Genomic DNA, 20,901 nt, shown 5'->3' on the forward strand with positions numbered 1-20,901 from the left:
GTCCTCATCCGCCTGGGGGCGCACGGTGGTGCGCTGCTTGGTCCAGTCCCGCGGCAGCAGCACGGTGATCCCCGCGTCCTCGAGCGCCGGGGTGTCGTGGGTGAGGACGGCCCCGGCCTGGGCTGTGGTCAGGAAAAAAGGGCGGGGGGGGCGCCGGCCCCCCCCCCCCCCCCCCCCCCCCCCCCCCCCCCCCCCCCCCCCCCCCCCCCCCCCCCCCCCCCCCCCCCCCCCCCCCCCCCCCCCCCCCGCTACCCGGGAGGGAATCCGATGGCTCGCACCAGCTTTGCCCAGCTCCTCGTCACCCAGCTCCGCGACCTCGGCGTCGAGCGCATCTACGGGGTCGTCGGCGATTCGCTGAACCCGATCGTGGACGCCGTGCGCACCACCGAGGGCATCGAGTGGATCCACGTGCGCAACGAGGAGGCCGGGGCCTTCGCCGCCGGCGCCGAAGCACGCCTGACCGGGAAGCTCGCCGTGTGCGCCGGCTCCTGCGGCCCCGGCAACACGCACATGATCCAGGGCCTGTACGACGCCCACCGCGACGGGGCCCCGGTGCTCGCGATCGCCTCGCACATCCCCAGCGGCAGCATCGGCACCGGCTTCTTCCAGGAGACCCACCCCGAGGCCCTGTTCCAGGAATGCTCGCACTTCTGCGAACTGGTCAACTCCGGCGACCACGGCACCACCATGCTGCACATCGCCGTCCAGACCGCGATCGCGAAGCAGGGCGTCTCCGTGCTCGTGCTCCCCGGTGACATCGCCGACCAAGAGGTCGACGACGGCCCGTGGACCCGGGACCTCGCCACCGACATGGGCCGTGTCCAGCCCGCCCCGGGCCCCGTCGGCCGCCTCGCCGAGCTGATCGACGAGGCCGGCACCGTCACCCTGTTCACCGGTGCCGGCGTGCGCGGCGCCCGCGAGGAGGTGCTCGAGCTCGCCGACCGGGTCAAGGCGCCGATCGGCCACGCCTTCGGCGGCAAGGAGTGGATGCAGTACGACAACCCCTACGACGTGGGCATGAGCGGATTGCTAGGCTACGGGGCCTGCTACGAGGCCATGCACGAGGCCGACCTCGTGATCCTGCTGGGCACCGACTTCCCCTACACCGAGTTCCTTCCCGGCCACGGCAGCTCGAAGAACCCGCCGAAGATCGTCCAGATCGATGCCGACGCCTCCCGGCTGGGCCGCCGCATCCCGCTGGACCTCGCCGTCCACGGCGACGTCGCCCTGACGCTCCAGGCCGTGATGCCGCTGCTGACCAGCTCGAAGAGCCATCGCTTCCTCCACCGCATGCTGAAGAGTCATCACAAGGCTCTGACCGGTGTGGTCTCCGCGTACACCAAGAACGTCGAGCGGATGAAGCCCATCCATCCGGAGTTCGTCGCCGCCACCCTCGACGACCTCGCCGCCGACGATGCCGTCTTCACCGTCGACACCGGCATGTGCAACGTGTGGGGCGCCCGCTACATCACCCCCAACGGCAGGCGCCGCGTGTTCGGCTCCTGGCACCACGGCACCATGGCCAACGCCCTCCCGCAGGCCATCGGCGCCTCCCTCGCGTACCCGGACCGGCAGGTCATCTCCATGAGCGGCGACGGCGGGCTCGGCATGCTCATGGGCGAACTGCTCACCGTGAAGCTGCACCAGCTGAACACCAAGATCCTCGTGTTCAACAACTCCAGCCTCGGCATGGTCAAGCTGGAGATGCTGGTCGAGGGCCTCCCGGACCACGGCACCGACCACGAGGACGTCGACTACGCCGCGATCGCCCACGGCGTCGGCATCCCCTCGGTGCGCATCACCGACCCCAAGAAGCTGCGCAAGGACCTGGAGAAGGCGCTGGCGACCGACGGGCCGATGCTGATCGACGTGGTCACCGACCCCGACGCCCTCTCGATGCCGCCGAAGGTCACCGCCCAGCAGATCCGCGGCTTCGCCACCGCGAGCACCAAGATCGTGCTCGGCGGCGGCGTGGGCCGCATGATCGACATGGCGGCCAGCAACGTGCGCAACCTGCCGCGCTGAGGCGGGAGATCATGACCCTCATCCATCCGCGCAGCCTGGAGCGCTGGCAGGAGTGGCGCGGCAGCCGGAGCCGGACCGACGCCGCGCGAGCTGCCGTGGCCGGCCTGGTGCGCTCCGCGCGACCGGGGAAGGCGGCCCGGACAGCACGGGAGAGCACAGGCGCGGCCGCGAGCTCGCTGGTGCTGCACTCCCGCTCGGGCGAGGGCAGCGGCCGGATCCTGGTCGGCGTCGACTCCGCCACGGCCGCCGCCCGCGACGCTCTGCTCACCGCCCTGCCCTACCTCCACGTTCCCGTGGACGTGCTGGCACCGGCGTCGATCGAGCTGCCCGAGCTCGCCGGCACCGACTGGGAGCGCGAGAACCTCCCCGCGGCGCGCGCCGGTCTCGAGGGCCGCGGCATCACCTCGGCCATCACGCTGGGATGGCACCTGCCCGTGGGCCGGCTGGTCCACGAGTGGGCGCTGGAGGCCGACGTCCCCAGTGCCGTCGTCCAGCACACCGCCGTGACCCCGTACACGCCGCCGCTCCCACCGCAGACCACCCTGCTGGCGTGGAGCGACGCCGACGCCGAGTTCCACCGCTCCGGCCGCGACGACCTCGAGGTGCGCACCGTCGGCTCCCAATGGCTGTGGCAGGCCGCGCACGACGTGGCCGGTCCCGCCGGGCCGGGCCACGCGACCGCCGGGCCGGGCCGCGCGACCGCCGGGCCGGGCCACGCGATCGCCGGGACCGGCCCTGCCCCCGATGAGGCCGGCACAGCCGCGGGCGAGACCGACCCCAGTGATGAGCGCCCCGTCTTCCTCGGCCAGCTCGACGCCCTCGAGCTGCCCCGCCGGGTCACCGCCGGCGCCGCGTACTCCGTCTGCCGCTCCGCCGGTGCCTCGTACCGGCCCGGGCCGGGCGAGAGGGATCCCGTCGCCCGCGGCGTCCACACCGTGCTGCGCCGCCGCGGCATCGATCTCGAGGACCCGGCCGCGACGGTGGCGGAGCTGGGCCGTCCGGTCGTCTCGGTGTTCTCCCCCGAGGTGCTCGAGGCTGCGGTGCGGGGCCTGCCCGCCTGGGTCCACGCCCCGCGCGCCCCGTCGTGGGTGCACGAGTACTGGGAGCGGTACGGGATGCGCCGCGCCGGCGGCCCCGCGACCCCCGCGCCGCCGGTAGCGGCCGACGAACCCGCTCGCCTGATCGCCCAGATCCTCGAGGGCGGTGCGTGAGCATTCTGGGCCTGGACGGCCGGCTGCAGCATTACGCCTGGGGATCGACGACGGCGCTGCCGGAGTTCCTGGGCCGCGAGGCGGACGGCACCCCGTGGGCCGAGGCCTGGTTCGGCGCGCACCCGCTGGCTCCCGCGACGATCCCCGGCGGCGGGCGCCTGGACGCGGTGATCGCCGCGGACGGCCCGGCCCTGCTGGGGGAGGACGTCGGCCGCGCCTTCCAGGGCCGCCTGCCGTTCCTGCTGAAGGTGATCGCCCCCGAGCGGCCGCTGTCCCTGCAGGTCCATCCCACGCGCGAGCACGCTGCGGAATCCTTCGCCGCGGAGAACGCCGCCGGGCTCGCCCTGGGCTCCCCGCGCCGCACCTACCGCGATGCGAACCACAAACCGGAGATGCTCGTCGCGCTGACCCGCTTCACCGCACTGTGCGGATTCCGCACCCCGCGCCGGGCCGCCGCGATCCTTGAGGGGCTGGGCACCGACCTCACCGACCGGCTGCACGGGCTGCTGGTCGGCAGCCCGACGGCCCATGGCATGCGCGCCGCCTTCCGCACCCTGGTCTCCGCGTCCATGCGCCCGACGGCGGAGGAGGTCGCCGAGGTGGTCGCTGCCTGCCGGGCGCGGTCGGCGGCTGGCAGCTCGCCCTCACCCCGGATCGACCGGTTCGTCTCGCTGCTGGCCGAGCACCACCCGGGCGACCCCGGCGTCGTCGCCGCACTGCTGCTGAACCCGGTGACGCTGGAGCCCGGGGAGGCGATGTTCGTCCCTCCCGGGGCGCTGCACGCCTACCTCCACGGCATGGGCCTGGAGGTCATGGCCGCCAGCGACAACGTGCTGCGAGCCGGACTGACCCCGAAGAAGGTCGACGCCGACGAGGTCCTCCAGTGCGTCTCCGTCACCGCCGCGCCCCCGCTGCGCGTCGCCCCCGAGCGGCAGAACGCCACGTCGGTCGCCTACTACGCGCCCGTCGACGACTTCGAGCTCGCCCTCACCGAGCTCTCGGACCCTACCGGTCCGCCGCAGCCGTGCCATCCGATCCCGGGGACCGGGCCGAGGATCGTGCTCGGGCTCGAGGGGGAGGTCCTGCTGGGCACGCGCAGCGGCACGCACCTGCTGCCCGCGGGCGGCGCCGCATTCGTCCCGGCGGCCGACGGGCCCCTGCGGGCCGGTGGCAGGGGCAGGTTCGCGCAGGCCAGCGTGCCCTGACGCTCAGGTCGCCCGGTCCTGCGGCGCCGGCAGCTCTCCGTCCTCCGGGGCGGCGGGCAGCTCCCCGTCCTCCTGGGCGAGGCGGAGCTGTTCGCGGATCTCGTCGACGAACTCGATCACCGCGGTGCCGCCGGTGACGGGGCCACCCGCGAGCAGCCCGTCGGCCCCCAGCAGCACCGCGCAGGGAGCGGTGCGTCCGCCGAGCGCCTCTCGGGCACTGAACTGCGGGTCGTAGAGCACGTGCTCGCCCACGCGCTGGGTGGTGCGCTCGCGCAACTGCTCCACGGGCCGCGAGAAGGCGACCTTGACCTGCATGTAGGCGGAGAGGTCACGGTGCCAGCCGGCCACCTGGTCGATCACGCGCTCACACGGGCCGCACCCCTCGGAGACGAACACCAGCAGTACCGCCTGCCGGGCGCTGAGCCGGCGCAGGGTGATCAGCTCCCCGGAGCGCTCCTGGAGCACGCCCGCGGGAATCGCCGCGCGCTCATAGTCCAGCAGCTCATCCTGCTCGACCTCCTCGCCGCCGGAGGCCGACGGGCTCTGCCCGGCCTTCTCGCTATCGGGGACCGACCGGGTCTTTCCTGCCTCCGGCTCGAGGCCGCCGAGGGCCAGCCCCGTCAGCACCACGGCCGTCGCGACCGCGAGCACCCAGGCCAGCAGCGCCAGGGGGTGATACACGAGGATCCGGGTGAGGTCGCCGGCGGCGGCCAGCGCCACCGTGAGCAGTCCCAGCACGCTCAGCAGCACGTTGCGGTACAGCGTGCCGCGGGAGACCGTCGGCGAGCCCAGGGTGCCGAAGCACGAGCACTCCACCGCCTCGTCGACGGTGAGCGCCCGCGCGATGATCACCAGATACGTCACCATCAGCACGGCGATCAGAGCGGCCACCACCGTCTGCAGCGGCACGACCGGCACCCACAGGCCCAGAGCCAGCACGATCTCCGCGACCGGCAGCACCGTGGCGATGGCCGGGTGCCACGAGCGGGCGGGCAGGCGCAGCGAGACCATCGCGTCGGCGGTGATGTCGCGCTGACCGAGCTTGGCCAGCCCGGAGACCAGCAGCGTCATGGTCAGCAGGATCGGCGCGGTGACCAGGACAGTCATCGCCGCGCTCCGTGGTGGGTCGAGAGGCGGCGGCGGGCGGCTCGGGAGCGGGGGTCGGGCATTCTTCGAGAATATCCCCGAACTCCTATCGTGGACCCATGCCGACCCACGATCCCGCCGCGGACATCACGGCCCTGCGCGAGTCCTTCGACGCCGGCACCACCCGCCGGGTCGAGGCCCGCCTGGCCCAGCTGGAGGCCCTGCGCCGCGGACTGCGCGCCGAGCACCGCCGCCTGACCAGCGCTCTCGCCGAGGACCTCGGCAAATCCCGCACCGAGAGCGTGATCACCGAGCTCGGGGTCCTGACCCAGGAGATCGCGCACGTGCGCCGGCACCTGCGCTCCTGGCTGCGCCCCGAACGGTTCCCGCTGGGGCCGCTGCAGGCACCCTCCCGGGCCGAGCTGCACCGCGAACCGCTCGGGCTGGTGCTGGTCATCGCGCCCTGGAACTATCCGCTGAACCTGGCCCTGGCCCCGCTGATCGGCGCGATCGCCGGCGGGAACACCACGATCCTGACCCCCAGCGAGCTCGCCCCGGCCACCTCATCGGCGATCGCGCACCTCGTGCGCACGCATCTGGATCCGGCCTGGGTGCGGGTGGTCGAGGGCGGGGCCGACGAGACCTCCGCCCTGCTCGAACAGCGCGTCGACCTCATCTTCTACACCGGCGGCAGCACCGTCGGCCGGATCGTCGCCCGCGCCGCCGCGGAGCACCTGACGCCGACCGTCCTCGAACTGGGCGGGAAGTCCCCGGTCTTCGTCGACGACGGGGTGGATCTGGCCCGGACCGCGCGCCGCATCGTGTGGGGGAAGTTCACCAACACCGGCCAGACGTGCGTGGCCCCTGACTACCTGATGGCCACTCCGCGCACGGCGACGGAGCTGGTCCCGCACCTGCGGCGGGCCGTGCGGGAGATGTACGGCGCCCGGCCCGAGCGCTCCCCGGACTACGGACGCATGATCTCCACCGACCACTTCGACCGTGTGCTGCGCCTGATCGACGACGACAAGGTCGCCCTCGGCGGCACCGCCGGCGCCGACCGCGCGAGCCGCTACCTCCCGCCGACGATCATGACCGGTGTGGAGCAGGGCGATGCGGTGATGGGGGAGGAGATCTTCGGCCCCGTTCTGCCGATCCTCACCGTCGAGGGCCCGGACGAGGCGATCGTCCGGATCCGCGCCGGCGAGAAGCCGCTGACCGCCTACCTGTTCACCGGCCGCCGGGAGGTCGAGGAACGCTTCACTGCGGAGACCTCCTCGGGCTCCCTGGCGCTGGGGATGACCCTCGCCCACGTCGGCTCACCCACCATGCCGTTCGGCGGGATCGGCGCCTCGGGCTCCGGTGCGTACCACGGGCGGGCCGGCCTGGAGACCTTCACCCACGCCAAACCGGTGGTCCGCAAACCCCTGCGGCCGGACACCCTGCGCCTGGTCTACCCGCCCTATCGCGGCCTCAAGCGGAGACTGCTGGGGCGCGTGCTTCGCTGACCCGGGTGGAGTGCCTCGCGGCCCGGGCGGCGCGGGAGCCCAGGTTCTCGTCCACAGTCCAGCGCTCGTTCAGGGCGCATCGGGCCGCGCGAGGCTATCGTCGTCGAAGGCCTCTGCAGGCCGATGGACCGAAGGAGCGTGCGCGCCATGACCCAACCGCCTCCAGGACTGCCGTCGTTCCCCGGCGCCCAGCCGCCGGGAGGAATGCCGCCGGGCAGCCCGCCCTCGGGTGGACCGCCGCACGGTGGCATCCCCTCGGGGCCCGGGTCACCCGGCCCCTTCGGAGCGTCCCCGAACCCCGGGCCCTCCGGCCGGAGCCGGCCCGAGGACCCGAACCTCATCAACGGTGCGACCACGCACGGGGTACTCGGTCGCAGACGGATCCGGCACCCGTGGGAGCTGCCTCTCCTGGCCGTCGGCATCGGACTGACGGTTCTGACCTATGCCGGGTGGATCGCCCTCATGGTCTCGACCGTCGTGCTGCAGGTCCTGGAGGGTGAGGCGACGGTCAGCGAGCTGTGGCGGTATGTGGGGTTCATCCCCTTCGCCCTCCAGCTCGTGGCGATCCTCCCGCTGTTCCCGATCCTGGCCTGGTGGGCGCGTGCGGTGATGTACGCGCGGATGCGGGCCACGGCCGTGCGCATGAGCCCTACCCAGTTCCCCGAGGGGTATCGGATGGTGGTCGAGGCCGCCCAGCAGTACGGCATGCGCCGGGTACCCGATGCCTACGTGCTGATGGGCAACGGAGTCGTCAACGCCTTCGCCGCGGGCCACGGCTTCCGTCGCTTCGTGGTGATCCACTCGGACATGTTCGAGGTCGGCGGAGAGAACCGTGACCGGGAGGCACTGCGCTTCGTCATCGGGCACGAGGTGGGCCACCTCGCCGCCGGGCACGTCTCCTACTTCCGACTGGTCTTCGCCAACGTGCTGCGGATGATCCCGATCCTGGGCTCCGCGTTCTCGCGAGCCCAGGAGTACACGGCCGACAACTTCGGCTACAGCTTCGCGCCGGAGGGTGCACCGGGGGTGGTCGGCGTGCTCTCGGGCGGCAAGTACCTCAATGCCGAGGTCAACGTCAACGAGGTCGCTGATCGCGCCGCGACCGATCCCAGCTTCTTCGTCCACTGGGTCAACTGGCTGTCCTCCCACCCGGTGATCACGTGGCGTGCCCACGCTCTGCGTGATCGCTCCAAGCCCGGGTCCCTGTGGATCCGACCGGGCGGTGCGCTGTTCCGTTCGCCGCTGCCTCCGGGGCATGTGTGGTCCTCGAAGTTCCCCACCCCCGGAGACGCCATGGCCATGCTCGAGGCCGCGGATCGGACTCGGCCGGCCGGGACCGGCGACCAGTTCGGCCGTTTCCCCGGTGCGGACTACTCGTCGCGTCCCCCGCTGCGATCCCTGCAGGTCTCTGCGCCGCTGCTGTCGGATCGCACCGACTACGTGATCCCACCGGGACCCTATCGCGACGACGCCGACGGCACGGAGCCCGACGCCGGCGCGGATCCCTTCGGGCGCACAGGGCCGAGAGGGCCGACGGGATGGACGGGGTAGGAGCTGCCCGGCAGGCCCTTCGTCCTCCACGCGCGGCCGGGCGGCGACTGAACGGACACTGGAGGGAGTGCCTATCCTGCTGAGGTGACTCCCGACCTCAGCGCACCGGCCCAGACGGTGCGCCGCAAGCCCCTCCTCGCGGTGCTCCTGGCGCCGCTGTTCATGGCACTGGTGGCCGTGAGCGTCATCAACGTCGCCCTTACCGCCATCGGGGAGAGCCTCGAGGCGGATACGGGCGGGCTGCAGTGGGTGATCTCCGGGTACGCACTGGCGTTCGGGATGCTGCTGGTGCCCGCCGGCCGCGCCGGGGACGTCACGGGCAGGCGCCGGATGCTGATCGTCGGCATCGCCGTGTTCACGGTCGGCTCCCTGCTCAGCGGCTTCGCCCCGTCGGTCGAGGTGCTCAACGCCGCCCGCATCCTCCAGGGCGTCGGCTCGGGGCTGCTGAACCCGCAGACGGTCGCGCTGATCCAGCAGCACTTCCGCGGCCAGGACCGCGCCCGCGCCTTCGCGCTGCTGGCGACCACGGTCGCCGTCGCCACCGCCGTCGGCCCCGTCATCGGCGGCCTGCTGATCCAGGTGCTGGGCCCCGACCAGGGCTGGCGATGGATGTTCCTGATGAACGTCCCGATCGGCATCGCCGCCATCGCCGGCGCCTTCAAGGTCATCCCCGACGACCACGTCCGAGCCACGCGTCGCCCGGACCTCGACCCCGTCGGCACCGTGCTGCTGTGCGTGGCGATCCTCGGGGTGATGCTGCCGTTCCTCGAGCGCGGCGTCAGCCCGCTGGTGTGGCTGTCCTTCCCCGTCGGCCTGGCGGTGCTGGGCCTGTGGTGGTGGTGGGAGCAGCGCTACAAGCTCTCCGGCCGGCCGCCGATGGTCGACACCGCGATCTTCACCTCCCGCGCATTCCGCAACGGCATCCTCATCGTCTCGATCTACTTCCTCGGCGCCACCAGTGTGTGGATCATCGTGCCGCTGTACCTGCAGATGCACCTCGAGCACTCCGCCTTCGAGGCCTCCCTGATGGGCCTGCCGTCCTCGGCCGCGGCCGCGGTGACCTCGCAGGTCGCCGGCCGGTACGTGCTCGCACTCGGGCGCCGCCTGGTGATCGCCGGGTTCGCCATCGCCTTCACCGGCCTGCTGGGCACCGCTCTGCTGGCCGGTTTCGTCGAGAGCGGGGCGATCGCGTTCTGGTGGCTGGCCGCGCCGCTGATGCTGATGGGCTTCAGCCAGGGCATGACCATCTCCCCGAACCAGACCCTGACCCTGCACTCGGTCGATCCCCGCTTCGGGGGCGTGGCCGGCGGGATCCTCCAGCTCGGCCAGCGCACCGGCGCGGCGATCGGCACCGCGATGATCCCCGGCGTCATCTTCGCCCTCACCGAGGGCGGCCACGCGTGGCTCGAGGCGTTCATCATCGCGATCGCGATCATCATGGCGCTGACCCTCGTGGCCATGGCCGTCAGCGTCGCCGACCGGGCCCGCGAGAAGTCCAGCCCGGGAGCGCTGTGACGTCGCGGCGGCAAGGCTCTCAGGCGGTGAATCCCGCCGAGGCGCGGGTAGCGTGGCGGGGAACAGACAGAAGATTCTGCACAAGGACCGACCAGCCGCGAGAGGACGATCTCCGTGACCACTGACCTCACCTCCCACGACTTCGCCGGCCAGATCGCGATCATCACCGGCGCTGCCTCCGGTATCGGCCACGCCATCGCGACCCATCTGGCCCAGCGCGGGGCCCGCATCGCCGGCGTCGACATCGCCTCCGGCCTGGATGAGGCGGTCGCCGCCCTGCCCGGCGCCGGCCACCTGCCCGTGAGCGCGGACATCTCCGACGCGGACGCAGCCTCCGAGGCCGTCTCCCGGGTGACCACGGAGCTCGGAGCGCCCCACGTCCTCGTCAACTCCGCCGGCATCGGCCGCTTCGCCCCCGGCGAGCAGGTGCCGGCGAAGGACTGGCAGGCCACGCTCGCGGTCAACCTCTCCGGCAGCTTCTTCATGGCCCAGGCCGCCGGCCGCGCCATGCTCGAGGCCGGATACGGGCGCATCGTCTCCATCGCCTCCCAGGCCGCCGAGATCGGACTGGCCGAGCACGCCGCCTACTCCGCCAGCAAGGCGGGCATCCTGGGCTTCACCCGAGTGCTCGCGGTGGAATGGGCCTCGCGCGGCGTCACCGTCAATGCCGTCTCCCCGACCATCGTCGACACCGCTCTCGCCCGCGAGATCTGGGTGGGGGAGAAAGGGGCGAAAGCCCGCGAGGAGATCCCGGCGGGGCGTTTCGCCGACCCCGGTGAGGTCGCTTCCCTGGTCGCTTTCCTCGCCGGCCGGGACGCCGCCATGATCACCGGCGAGAATGTGCGCGTCGACGGCGGCCGTTCCGTGATCTGATCCCGGGTCTGCAGTGCCCCTCGGCGAGTTGAGATCCGGCCGAGGCCAATAGCCCTTCCAGGGGCTCGCCTTGAAGGACATTTCCTGCGCGTCCGGTAAAAATCGGGCAAAAACCGCGGTCGGGATTGGTCAGGAAGGCTATTCCCGGTGCTCCGGGCCAGGCAACGTAGAGGGTGCCCCGGTACGGAGCGCAGGCCACCAGCCCGCAGCAGGGGAGCATCGCCGGTCCGCCGGTCGACAGCTTCCCGCTCCCGCCCCTTCCCCCGTGTCCCGAGGAGCCTTCCCATGGCCACTGCACGCCGCACCCCCTCCCACCGCGCCGACGGCGGCGCCGTCTACTTCCGCGGAGCTCGCGTGGCGCCCAAGATGGCCGCTGCCACCGGCGGCGCCGTCGTGGCCGCCGGGCTGAGCATCGGCGGCGCCGGTGTCGCCACCGCTGACCAGTCCGTGTGGGACGAGGTCGCCCAGTGCGAGTCCGGCGGCAACTGGTCGATCAACACCGGCAACGGCTACTACGGCGGTCTGCAGTTCTCCAGCTCCACCTGGACGGCCTTCGGCGGCGGCGAGTACGCCTCGAGCGCCGACGACGCGACCAAGGCCGAGCAGATCGCGGTCGCCCAGCGCACCCTCGCCGAGCAGGGCCCCGGCGCCTGGCCCACCTGCGGTGCCAAGGCGGGCCTGACCAGGTCCAACGGCGGGGCCGACCCCGATGCGCAGCCCGCCGGGGGCTCCAGCAGCGGCTCCACCGGCGGCGGCACGAGCACCGGCGCCCCGTCCGAGACCTCCGGTGCACTCGCCGTCGACGGCAAGTTCGGCCCCAAGACCACGGCGGCTCTGCAGTCCTGGATCGGCGTCAGCGCCGACGGCTCGCTCTCGACCAGCGACATCAAGGCTCTCCAGGCCAAGATCGGCGCGAGCGTGGACGGCAAGATCGGCTCGGAGACCACCGGCAAGCTGCGCACCACGATCGGGCTCAGCGACAACGGCACCTGGGACTTCCGCACCAGCTACTCCACCACCAAGGCGCTCCAGCAGTTCCTCAACGACGGCGCCCCCGCCGCGAGCACGCCCAGCAGCTCCGGCTCGGAGGGCTCCGGCTCGAGCAGCTCCGCCGACCTCGTGGTCGACGGCAAGTTCGGCCCCAGGACCACGGCGGCTCTGCAGTCCTGGATCGGCGTCAGCGCCGACGGCTCGCTCTCGACCAGCGACATCAAGGCTCTCCAGGCGAAGATCGGTGCGGAGGTCGACGGCAAGATCGGCTCGGAGACCACCGCCAAGCTGCGCGCCGCCATGGGCCACAGCAGCAACGGCGTGTGGGACTTCCGCAACAGCTACTCGACGACCAAGGCGCTCCAGGAGTTCCTCAACTCCCACTGAGCGGGTTGCTGGGCCGGCATCAGGCACGAGCCCACTGGCACGAAGGTGTAGCTGAGCGGCATCTGCCCCCTCTCAGGGGAGGGCAGATGCCGCTCCACTACATGGTCGTGCCATCCCCCGTGTCGATGCCGGGTCGATGCTGGCGACGATGCCCGGCTGATCACGCCTCAGCCGTGTAGCCGCTCACCCGCCCAGCCGCATCCAGGCGTCGTTGCGCACGCGCACTCCGAGAGTCACCGCGCGGGCGATCATGAAGATCAGCGTGCACGCCACCCAGAGCGCGGCCAGGGCCCACGCCCCGTGCCAGTCGGAGTAGTAGACCAGCGCTGCGAAAGGCAGGGTGACGGCCGCGTTGAGGACGCCGGCCTTGGCCAGGTAGGGAGCATCTCCCGCGCCCATCAGCACCCCGTCCAGCACGAACACGTAGCCCGCCACGGGCTGGGCGATCATGAGGATCCACAAGGCCGCGCGCAGGTTCTCCTGCACCGCGACGTCGGGGGTGAACAGACCTGGGATCACGTAGCTGGCCCCCAGCAGCAGTATCCCGGTGGCCACGCCCCCGCCGACGCCCCACACCATCAGCCGGCGGGTCACCGCGCGCACGGAGGCGGCATCGGCCGCGCCGAGGAACCTCCCCGTCAGCGCCTGGCCCGCGATCGCGAGGGCGTCGAGGGCGAGGGCGAGCAGGTTGAACACGGTCAGGGCGATCTGGTGGGCGGCCAGCTGCACGGCTCCGAGCTGGGTGGCCACGAGCGTCCCGGCCAGCAGCACCACGCGCAGCGAGACGGTGCGCACGAACATCGGCACCGACTCGCGGCCGGCCGAGGCGACCTGCCCGAGGTGCGGCCGCAGGGGTGCACCGTGGCGACGCGCGGCGCGGGACACCAGCACCAGCAGCACCCCGGCCATGCCCCACTGCGCGATGACCGTCCCGAGGGCGCTGCCCGCGATCCCCAGATCCAGGGCGAAGATCAACGTCCAGTTCAACGGGATGTTCACCACCGCGCCCGAGACGGCGACGATCAGCGGCAGCTTCGCGTCCTGCAGGCCGCGCAGGAGCCCGGTCGCGGACTGCACGGCGAGCATCGCCGGCACCCCGAACGCGCTCAGGCGCAGATACGTCGTCGCCTCGTCGAGCACTTCGGGCGAGGGCCCGAACAGGGCCAGGATCCAGCGGCCGCCGACGGCGAGCAGGATCAGCGCACCCGCCCCGATCATCAGCGCCAGCCAGCAGGCGTCGACGCCGCGCGCGATCGCTTCGCGGGTGCGGCCGGCCCCGAACGCCCGCGCCACCGACGCCGTGGTCGAGTAGGCCAGGAACACCGAGAGCCCGATCACCGTGGTCAGCACCGCGGAGGCCAGGCCCAGGCCGGCGAGTGAGACGGTGCCGACCCGGCCGATGAACGCGGAGTCCACCAGCAGGAACAGCGGCTCGGCGATCAGCGCGCCGAGGCTGGGCACGGCCAGCCTTAGGATGTCGCGGTCGACGACGCGGCGGGCGGCGGCCTTCGAGGCCGGACCGGTGGCAGCGGGGGAGGTGGAACCAGGAGATGCGGGGTCGGGCACGGTCCCATTGTCCTCCCAGGGCGCACGGCCCGGAAAATCGCCCCGGAAAGGAGAACAGGGGCTGCGGGGCGGCCGACCGACGGACCTGGATTCTCCTACGGACGTCGGATACACCGATACAGATTCGTATGGAACAGTTCGGCGTGGAGGGCCCGCCGCCGATTCCTCCGGGCGCGGGACCTGCCGTGCCGCTTCGCCGCCGCACGCATCGCACCGCTCGAGGAGCACGATGAACCGCCTCGCCCGTCTGAGCCTGAACAACCGCTCCTTCATCGCCCTGGTCTGCATCGCCGTGTCGATCATCGGTGCCTTCGCGATGACGACGATGCGTCAGGAGCTCATCCCCTCCGTCGCGCTCCCGCAGATCCAGGTGGTCACTCCCGCACCGGGCTCGTCCTCGGAGCAGGTCCAGGAGCGCATCAGCCGCCCTGTCGAGCAGGCCCTCAGCGGGCTGGAGAACGTCGAATCGACCTCGTCGACCTCGCAGGCCGGCACCTCGATGGTCACGGTCGAGCTGACCTACGGCACGGACGTCGCGCGCTCGACCAACCAGGTCGACGCGGCCCTGACCCGCATCGAGGACCAGCTGCCCGAGGACGCCGACCCCCAGGTCATCTCCGGCGGCACCAGCGACCTGCCGGCCGTCGTCGTCTCCGTCTCCTCCGATCTGGAGCCGACGGAGCTCGCCACCCGGCTGGACGCCTCCGTGACGGAGGAGCTCGAGCGGGTCCAGGGTGTCTCCTCGGTCGCCGTGATCGGCGCGCCCGAGGAGATCGTGCGGATCAGCCCGGACGAGGCGGCCCTGGCCGACAACGGGCTCACCGAGAACGACATCGCGACCGCCCTGGACGAGCACGGCCTGTCCGTGCCGGGCGGCACCGTCACCGATGAGAACCGCAGCCTCGACGTGGTCCTGGGCCAGTCCCTGGACAGCATCGAGAGTCTCGAGACCATCGAACTGCTCCCGGCCGGCGACGGCCAGCAGGGCGAGGGCCAGGAAGCAGAGCCGGGGCAGGCCGGTGAGGACTCTCAGCCGGGCGAGGAGGCACTGCCGGGCCAGGACGCCCAGGCCCAGCCGCAGGAACCGGTCACCCTCTCGGAGGTCGCCACCGTCGAGCGCACCACCGAGGAGGCCACCTCGATCTCCCGCACCAACGGCCGCGAGTCGCTGGTCGTGATGGTCACCGCCACCACAGACGGCAACGTCGTGGACATCTCCGAGGACGTCGAGGGCGTGCTGGCGGACACCCTGCCGGACGTGGGCGGCAACGCCGAGAGCGACGTCGTCTTCGATCAGGCGCCGTTCATCGAGGAATCGATCGTGGCGCTCGCCGAGGAGGGCCTGCTGGGGCTGATCTTCGCCGTCGGCGTGATCCTGCTGTTCCTGCGGCGGGTGCGGCCGACGGTCGTCACCGCCATCTCCATCCCCACCTCGCTGCTGATCGCCTTCATCGGCATGCTGGTGACCGGGTACACGCTGAATATGCTGACCCTGGCGGCGCTGACCATCTCCATCGGCCGCGTGGTCGACGACTCGATCGTGGTGATCGAGAACATCACCCGTCACCTCGCCTACGGCAAGGCCAAGATGCGCGCCATCCTCGATGCGACCGGGGAGGTCGCCGGCGCGATCACCGCCTCCACCCTGGCGACGGTGGTGGTGTTCCTGCCGATCGCGGTCGTCTCCGGCCTGGCCGGTGAGCTGTTCCGGCCCTTCGCGCTGACCGTCGGCATCGCCATGCTCAGCTCCCTGCTGGTGGCGCTGACCATCGTGCCGGTTCTGGCCTACTGGTTCCTGCGCTCCCCGAAGGGCCACGAGGACCTCGATCCTGCCGACGCCGCCGAGGCTGCCCGAATCCGCCAGGAGTCCGAGGCCCGCGAGGAGCGCGGCTGGCTGCACCGCCTGTACGACCGCATCCTCCACATCACCCTCGACTCGCTGCTGCGCCGGCTGCTCACGCTCGCCGCCTCCGTCGCCGTGCTGGTCGCCACCGTGTTCCTGATCCCGCTGGTCAACGTCAACTTCCTGGGGGACACCGGGCAGAACATCGCCTCCCTCACCCAGACCCTGCCCCCGGGGACCAGCCTGCAGCAGTCCTCCGAGAAGGCCTCCGAGGCGGAAGAGGCGCTGCTCGAGGTCGACGGTGTCGAGACGGTCCAGACCACCATCGGCGGCGGCTCGACCGGCTTCGGGGGCGGCGGCGCCGAGAACGAGATCAGCTACTCGATCACCACCGAGACCGACGCCGACCAGGCCGCCGTCCAGGAGGACATGGTCGCCGCCCTGGAGGACCTCCCGGACTCCGGCACCGTCGAAGCGGCCGACGTCGCCTCCCCCACCGGCTCCAGCTCGATCGACATCCTGATCACCGGCCCCACCTCCGAGGCCCGCCAGGACGCGAACGACGCGATCCTCGCCGAGCTCGACCCGGTTCCCGACGGCGTCGAGGAGGTCACCAGCGACCTGCAGGCCGATCAGCCCACCGCGGTGGTCACCGTCGATCGGGAGGCCGCCGGCCGGTTGGGGCTGACCGAGGACACCGTGATCGGCATGGTCGCGGCACAGATGTACCCCGGGGCCATCGGCACCATCACCCTGGACGACGACGAGCTGGACATCTACGTCGAGCGCGGCGAGAGCGTGGACACCCTGGACGAGCTCCGCGGCCTCGAACTGGCCGGGGGGATCCCGCTGACCGACATTGCCTCGGTCGAGGAGGAGCAGTCCCGCCCCCAGATCGCCACCCAGGACGGACTGGAGACCGTCACGGTCTCCGTCACGCCCGAGGGTGAGGACGTTGGTCCGGCGACCGACGCGGCCAACGCCGCGATCGAGGACGCCGACCTGCCCGACGGCGTCGACGCGACCGTCGGCGGCACCGCCGAGGACATCAACGAGACCTTCGGCCAGCTCGGCATCGCCATGCTCGCCGCGATCCTGCTGGTGTACGTGCTGCTGGTGTGGATCTTCAAGTCCCTCGTCCAGCCGCTGATCCTGCTGGTCTCGATCCCCTTCGCCGCCACCGGCGCCCTCGGGCTGCTGATCATCACCCAGGTCCCGCTGGGCCTGCCCTCGATGATCGGCCTGCTGATGCTCGTGGGCATCGTGGTCACCAACGCGATCGTGCTGATCGATCTGGTCAACCAGTACCGCCGGCAGGGCATGAGCCTGGAGGAGGCGCTGCATCGCGGGGCCGGCAAGAGGCTGCGGCCGATCCTGATGACCGCGGCGGCGACGATCTTCGCGCTGATCCCGATGGCGCTGGGCATCACCGGCAACGGCGGGTTCATCGCGCAGCCGCTGGCCGTGGTCGTGATCGGCGGCCTCGTCTCCTCGACCCTGCTGACGCTGGTCATCGTCCCGGTGCTCTACCGGATCGCCGAGGGCCCGGGGGAGCGGCGCCGGCTCCGCGAGGAGGCTCGACTGGCCGAGCTGCGCGAGGCCCGCCACCGCGAGGCCCGCGATCGGGCCGCGGCCGAGCAGGAGGAGACCCGGCGCAGCGAGGAGCGGCGCACCCGCAGCAGCCGCTCCGTCAACCCCGCCGGGTCCCCGGCGCCGGCGCCCGCGTCGGGAGAGGACCCCGCCGCGGGGGAGCGCTCCACCGCACGGGAGGGCGTCGCGCCGAGCGAGGGCAGCGGCCACCGGGGCACGCGGCGCTCGCTCAAGGAGCGCGGCGGCATCGTCGGGATCATCCGACGCCGTCGCGGGCGTGACTGACCGGCTCGTGACGCGGCACCGGCCGCTTCGCGGCTGACGGGCCTGCGCCGACCGCTGCCGGTCCCCGGCGCAGCCCGTCCCCTACGATGCGACCATGCCCCTGCAGAGCCTGCGCGAGTCGCTCGCCGGTGCCGCGACGGGCGGGTGGTCGGTGCGCACCCGCGTGCTGTCCGTGGTGCTCGCCTTCATGGTGGTGGGGCTCGCCGTCACCGGCCTGCTCACCTATGCGTCCCAGTTCGGTGTGCTCGAGGACCGCGTGGAGGCCGAGCTGGAGCAGGAGCTGCGCGAGCTGGATCTGATCGCGAACGCCACCGAGGACGACGGCTCCCACCTCCACACCTCCGTGGACAGCGTGCTGAACGCCGCCACGGAGTCCGCGGCGCCCTCGGACAACGAATCGGTGCTGGCCGTGATCAACGGCGAACCGCTGTACAAGCCGCAGGCACAGGATTTCGACCTGGTCGCAGAAGGGCCCGCCGAGTCGCCGACGGTGCTGGAGGACATCCTGGCCGTGCACGAGCCGGGCCGTACGGTCTCCACCAGTCTGGACGTCGACGGACGCGAGGTGAAGGCCCTGGTGGCCTCCGTACAGGTGGCGGGGGACGACTCGGAGGGGATCTTCGTCGTCGCCAATGACATCGGCGCCCAGAAGCAGGAGCTGTGGAGGTCCGTGGCCACCTTCTCGGCGCTGTCCGTGGTGACGCTGATCGTGGCCGGCGCAGTCGGCTACCTCGTCACGGGGCGACTGCTCAGACCGCTGGAGACGCTGCGCGCTGCGACGGAGGAGATCACGGTCGACGACCTCGGCCGCCGGGTCCCCGTCCCCGAGGGACAGGACGACATCGCCGCTCTGGCCCGCAACTTCAACCGGATGCTCGAACGGATCCAGGCGGGGTTCGCCGAGCAGCGGCGCTTCATGAGCGACGTCGGCCACGAGCTGCGCACCCCGCTGACGATCGTGCACGGGACCCTGGAGACGGCCGACGCCGAGGACCCCGCCGACGTGCGCGAGGCCCACGAGATCGCCATGGACGAGCTCGACCGCATGGGACGCGTCGTCGGGGACCTCTCGGAGCTGGCGGCCTCGACCCGTCCCGACTACGTGCGCACCCGGCCCGTGGACCTGGCCGCCTTCGCCCGCTCCGCGCTCGCACGGATGGAGCACATCGCCGACCGCGACTGGGTGCTGGACCGGGCCGCGGACGTCACGGCCGACGCCGACGAGCAGCGCCTGACGCAGGCCGTCGTCCAGCTCGCCGCCAATGCCGCGCGCTACAGCGAGGAGGGCAGCAGGGTGCGGTTCGCGGTGGACCGGGTGCTGGGACCGGACGGCCCGGAGATCCACCTCAGCATGCAGGACGAGGGCGTCGGCATCGCCGAGCAGGACCAGCAGCGGATCTTCGAGCGGTTCGCTCGGGTCGACAACGACCGCGGCTCGGGCACCGGCCTGGGCCTGCCCATCGTGCAGGCGATCGCGCAGGGACACGGCGGGGACGTTCGCCTGTCCTCGCAGCCCGGCCGTGGCTCCACGTTCACCATCGTGATCCCGCAGCATGCGCGGCCGGCGGGGAGCGGACCGGGCGGGCCGGGGGAGGCCGAGCCCGGGGATACTGGGCCGACGGGCACAGGCGCGGGCACGGGCACGCAGGCGCCGCAGACGAAGGGAGCAGGCCGCCGATGAGGATCCTGATCGCCGAGGACGAAGCACGGATCGCACGATTCGTCGAGCGCGGGCTCAAGGCCAACGGGTACGCCTCGAGCGTGGTCGAGGACGGCATCAGCGCACTGGACCTCGCCTCCAGCGGCGACTTCGACCTGCTGATCCTCGATGTGGGACTGCCGCGGATGGACGGCTTCCAGGTGCTCAGGGCGCTGCGGGAGATGGAGGTGGACCTTCCCATCCTCATGGTCACCGCTCGCACCGGGGTCGAGGACACGGTCCAGGGGCTCGAGGCCGGCGCCAACGACTACATCGCCAAACCCTTCCGCTTCGAGGAGCTGCTGGCCAGGGTGAAGCTGCGTGCGCGCGAGGCGGCGGGCGCCGGCGCGGCCGGCAGCGATGTGCTCGAGCTCGGGGACCTGCGTCTGGACCTGCGCACGCGGGTCGCCACGTTCCGCGACGAGCCGGCCGACGGGGACGGCGAGGGCGCGCCTGCCGACCGGGCCGAGGAGTCCGGCGGCGCGGCCGGTCCGGAGCGCTCGGTCGAGCTGTCCTCGCGGGAGTTCACGATGGCACGGGTGTTCCTCGAGAATCCCCGTCAGGTGCTCACCCGCGACCTGCTGCTGTCGAGGGTCTGGGGCTACGACTACGACGGCGCCTCGAACGTGGTCGACGTGTACGTCGGATACCTCCGCGGCAAGCTGGGCGCACGTCGCTTCGTGACCGTCCGCGGCGCCGGGTACAAACTCGTGGACCCGCGCGCGTGAGGCCCCGCCTGACGAGCCGGCCACGCGCACCCCGGCCCGTGATGCCTCGGGCGCGGCCAGCACATGAGAGGCCTCTCATGACGAGTTCACGCCCGTTTCATCGCAGGTGGGGACCATGAAAGACGTGAAGGCTCTCCGTACCGCCGCAATCATCCTGGCTGTCGCGCTCGCGGCGGTCGGCCTCGCCGCGCTGCCCGCCGTGGAGCAGACGGGGGTGGACCGTCCGGGCATCGTCGTGGAGGAGGACGCCGCCGCCTCCGACGGGGGCGGATCCTCCGGTGGCCTGCCCGGTGACGTGCCGGAGTCCTCGCAGGCCGGCGACAGCGCGGGGGAGGGGGCCGTGGAGATCCCGGAGGCCGAGGCCGGAGCCGGGTCCTCGGGCTCGGAGGCCTCCTCCGCCGGCGACGGGGTCTCCCTCGAGCCGGCTCCCTCGCCGAAGCCGGCCCCGGAACCCTCCGCAACCCCCGAGTCCGACGGCTCCGGGCAGGGCAGCTCCAGCGGTTCCAGCAGCTCCAGCGGGTCCAGTGGTGCCGGCGGCACATCGAGCAGCGAGGACGGGGGCTCCACGGGCACGACGCAGCGCCCCTCCGACACCTGCGAGTGGGACGACGGGGGCTGGGAGTGCGAGGACGATACGTCCACCCGCAGCGCCGACGCCGACGACGACGATGATGACGACGGCGACGACGATGAGGGGGACGACGACGATGAGGACGACGAGGACGACTGACCGCGCCCGCCTGGACGACTGACCGCGTCCCCTGGGGCGACTGACTGATCTCGCCCGGGCGACTGACCGGTCCCGCCTGGAGGACTGACCGATCTCGACCGGTCTCGGC

15 protein-coding genes are annotated in these 20,901 nt (G+C 72.2%); 12 read left to right on the top strand and 3 right to left on the bottom strand.

Going from position 1 to position 20,901, the window contains the following annotated elements; translation table 11 throughout:
* Positions 1–351: SNF2 helicase-associated domain-containing protein (locus AC5020_RS07525; RefSeq protein WP_464987887.1), on the bottom strand; the 351-nt coding region annotated here is incomplete at its 3' end.
* Here AC5020_RS07525 and AC5020_RS07530 point away from each other — a divergent pair.
* The 3 genes from AC5020_RS07530 to manA are packed head-to-tail and all read left to right on the top strand — an operon-like array spanning position 268 to position 4,441.
* Positions 268–2,025, top strand: coding sequence for a pyruvate dehydrogenase (locus AC5020_RS07530; protein ID WP_377792568.1), 1,758 nt, complete (start codon positions 268–270; stop codon positions 2,023–2,025). The genes AC5020_RS07525 and AC5020_RS07530 overlap by 84 nt on opposite strands.
* Before the next feature lie 11 nt (positions 2,026–2,036).
* Positions 2,037–3,236, top strand: coding sequence for a hypothetical protein (locus tag AC5020_RS07535; protein WP_377018736.1), 1,200 nt, complete (start codon positions 2,037–2,039; stop codon positions 3,234–3,236).
* Positions 3,237–3,238: 2 nt separating this feature from the next.
* Positions 3,239–4,441, top strand: a complete 1,203-nt coding sequence (gene manA / locus AC5020_RS07540; RefSeq protein ID WP_494564408.1) for a mannose-6-phosphate isomerase, class I — start codon at positions 3,239–3,241, stop codon at positions 4,439–4,441.
* A 3-nt stretch (positions 4,442–4,444) separates the two neighbouring features.
* Here the strand turns inward: manA and AC5020_RS07545 are convergent, their stop codons facing one another.
* Positions 4,445–5,548 (bottom strand): TlpA family protein disulfide reductase, encoded by a 1,104-nt coding sequence (locus AC5020_RS07545; RefSeq protein WP_377018737.1) that lies wholly within the window; start codon positions 5,546–5,548, stop codon positions 4,445–4,447.
* 98 nt (positions 5,549–5,646) lie between these two features.
* Between AC5020_RS07545 and AC5020_RS07550 the strand changes: the two genes are divergently transcribed.
* The 5 genes from AC5020_RS07550 to AC5020_RS07570 all read left to right on the top strand — a co-directional run bounded on the left by AC5020_RS07550 (position 5,647) and on the right by AC5020_RS07570 (position 12,351).
* Complete coding sequence (locus tag AC5020_RS07550; RefSeq protein WP_464987803.1) at positions 5,647–7,035, top strand: aldehyde dehydrogenase family protein; 1,389 nt, start codon at positions 5,647–5,649, stop codon at positions 7,033–7,035.
* Between the two features lie 147 nt (positions 7,036–7,182).
* Positions 7,183–8,586 carry a M48 family metallopeptidase gene (locus AC5020_RS07555; RefSeq protein ID WP_464987804.1) on the top strand — a complete coding sequence of 468 codons (1,404 nt, stop codon included), beginning with the start codon at positions 7,183–7,185 and terminating at the stop codon, positions 8,584–8,586.
* Between the two features lie 84 nt (positions 8,587–8,670).
* On the top strand, positions 8,671–10,101 hold the full coding sequence (locus AC5020_RS07560) for an MFS transporter (protein ID WP_464987805.1): 1,431 nt from the start codon (positions 8,671–8,673) through the stop codon (positions 10,099–10,101).
* A gap of 114 nt (positions 10,102–10,215) precedes the next feature.
* Positions 10,216–10,974: a GolD/DthD family dehydrogenase gene (locus AC5020_RS07565; protein ID WP_464987806.1), complete on the top strand. Its 759-nt coding sequence runs from the start codon at positions 10,216–10,218 to the stop codon at positions 10,972–10,974.
* A 285-nt stretch (positions 10,975–11,259) separates the two neighbouring features.
* Complete coding sequence (locus AC5020_RS07570; RefSeq protein WP_464987807.1) at positions 11,260–12,351, top strand: transglycosylase family protein; 1,092 nt, start codon at positions 11,260–11,262, stop codon at positions 12,349–12,351.
* A 183-nt stretch (positions 12,352–12,534) separates the two neighbouring features.
* On the opposite strand, the gene AC5020_RS07575 is transcribed toward AC5020_RS07570, so the two are convergent.
* Entirely contained in the window at positions 12,535–13,917 is a 1,383-nt protein-coding gene (locus tag AC5020_RS07575; RefSeq protein ID WP_464987808.1) for an MATE family efflux transporter, read from the bottom strand.
* 229 nt (positions 13,918–14,146) lie between these two features.
* Between AC5020_RS07575 and AC5020_RS07580 the strand changes: the two genes are divergently transcribed.
* The 4 genes from AC5020_RS07580 (at position 14,147) to AC5020_RS07595 (ending at position 20,792) form a co-directional block, all read left to right on the top strand.
* Entirely contained in the window at positions 14,147–17,635 is a 3,489-nt protein-coding gene (locus AC5020_RS07580; RefSeq protein ID WP_464987809.1) for an efflux RND transporter permease subunit, read from the top strand.
* Positions 17,636–17,729: 94 nt separating this feature from the next.
* A complete protein-coding gene (locus tag AC5020_RS07585) occupies positions 17,730–19,316 on the top strand; it encodes a sensor histidine kinase (RefSeq protein ID WP_464987810.1) in 1,587 nt (528 codons plus the stop codon).
* Positions 19,313–20,062, top strand: coding sequence for a response regulator transcription factor (locus AC5020_RS07590; protein ID WP_464987811.1), 750 nt, complete (start codon positions 19,313–19,315; stop codon positions 20,060–20,062). Before AC5020_RS07585 ends, AC5020_RS07590 begins: the two co-directional genes overlap by 4 nt.
* A gap of 124 nt (positions 20,063–20,186) precedes the next feature.
* A complete protein-coding gene (locus tag AC5020_RS07595) occupies positions 20,187–20,792 on the top strand; it encodes a hypothetical protein (protein WP_464987812.1) in 606 nt (201 codons plus the stop codon).
* The last annotated feature ends 109 nt before the right edge of the window (positions 20,793–20,901 follow it).

It is taken from the genome of Brachybacterium sp. SYSU DS0246, from assembly GCF_059391765.1.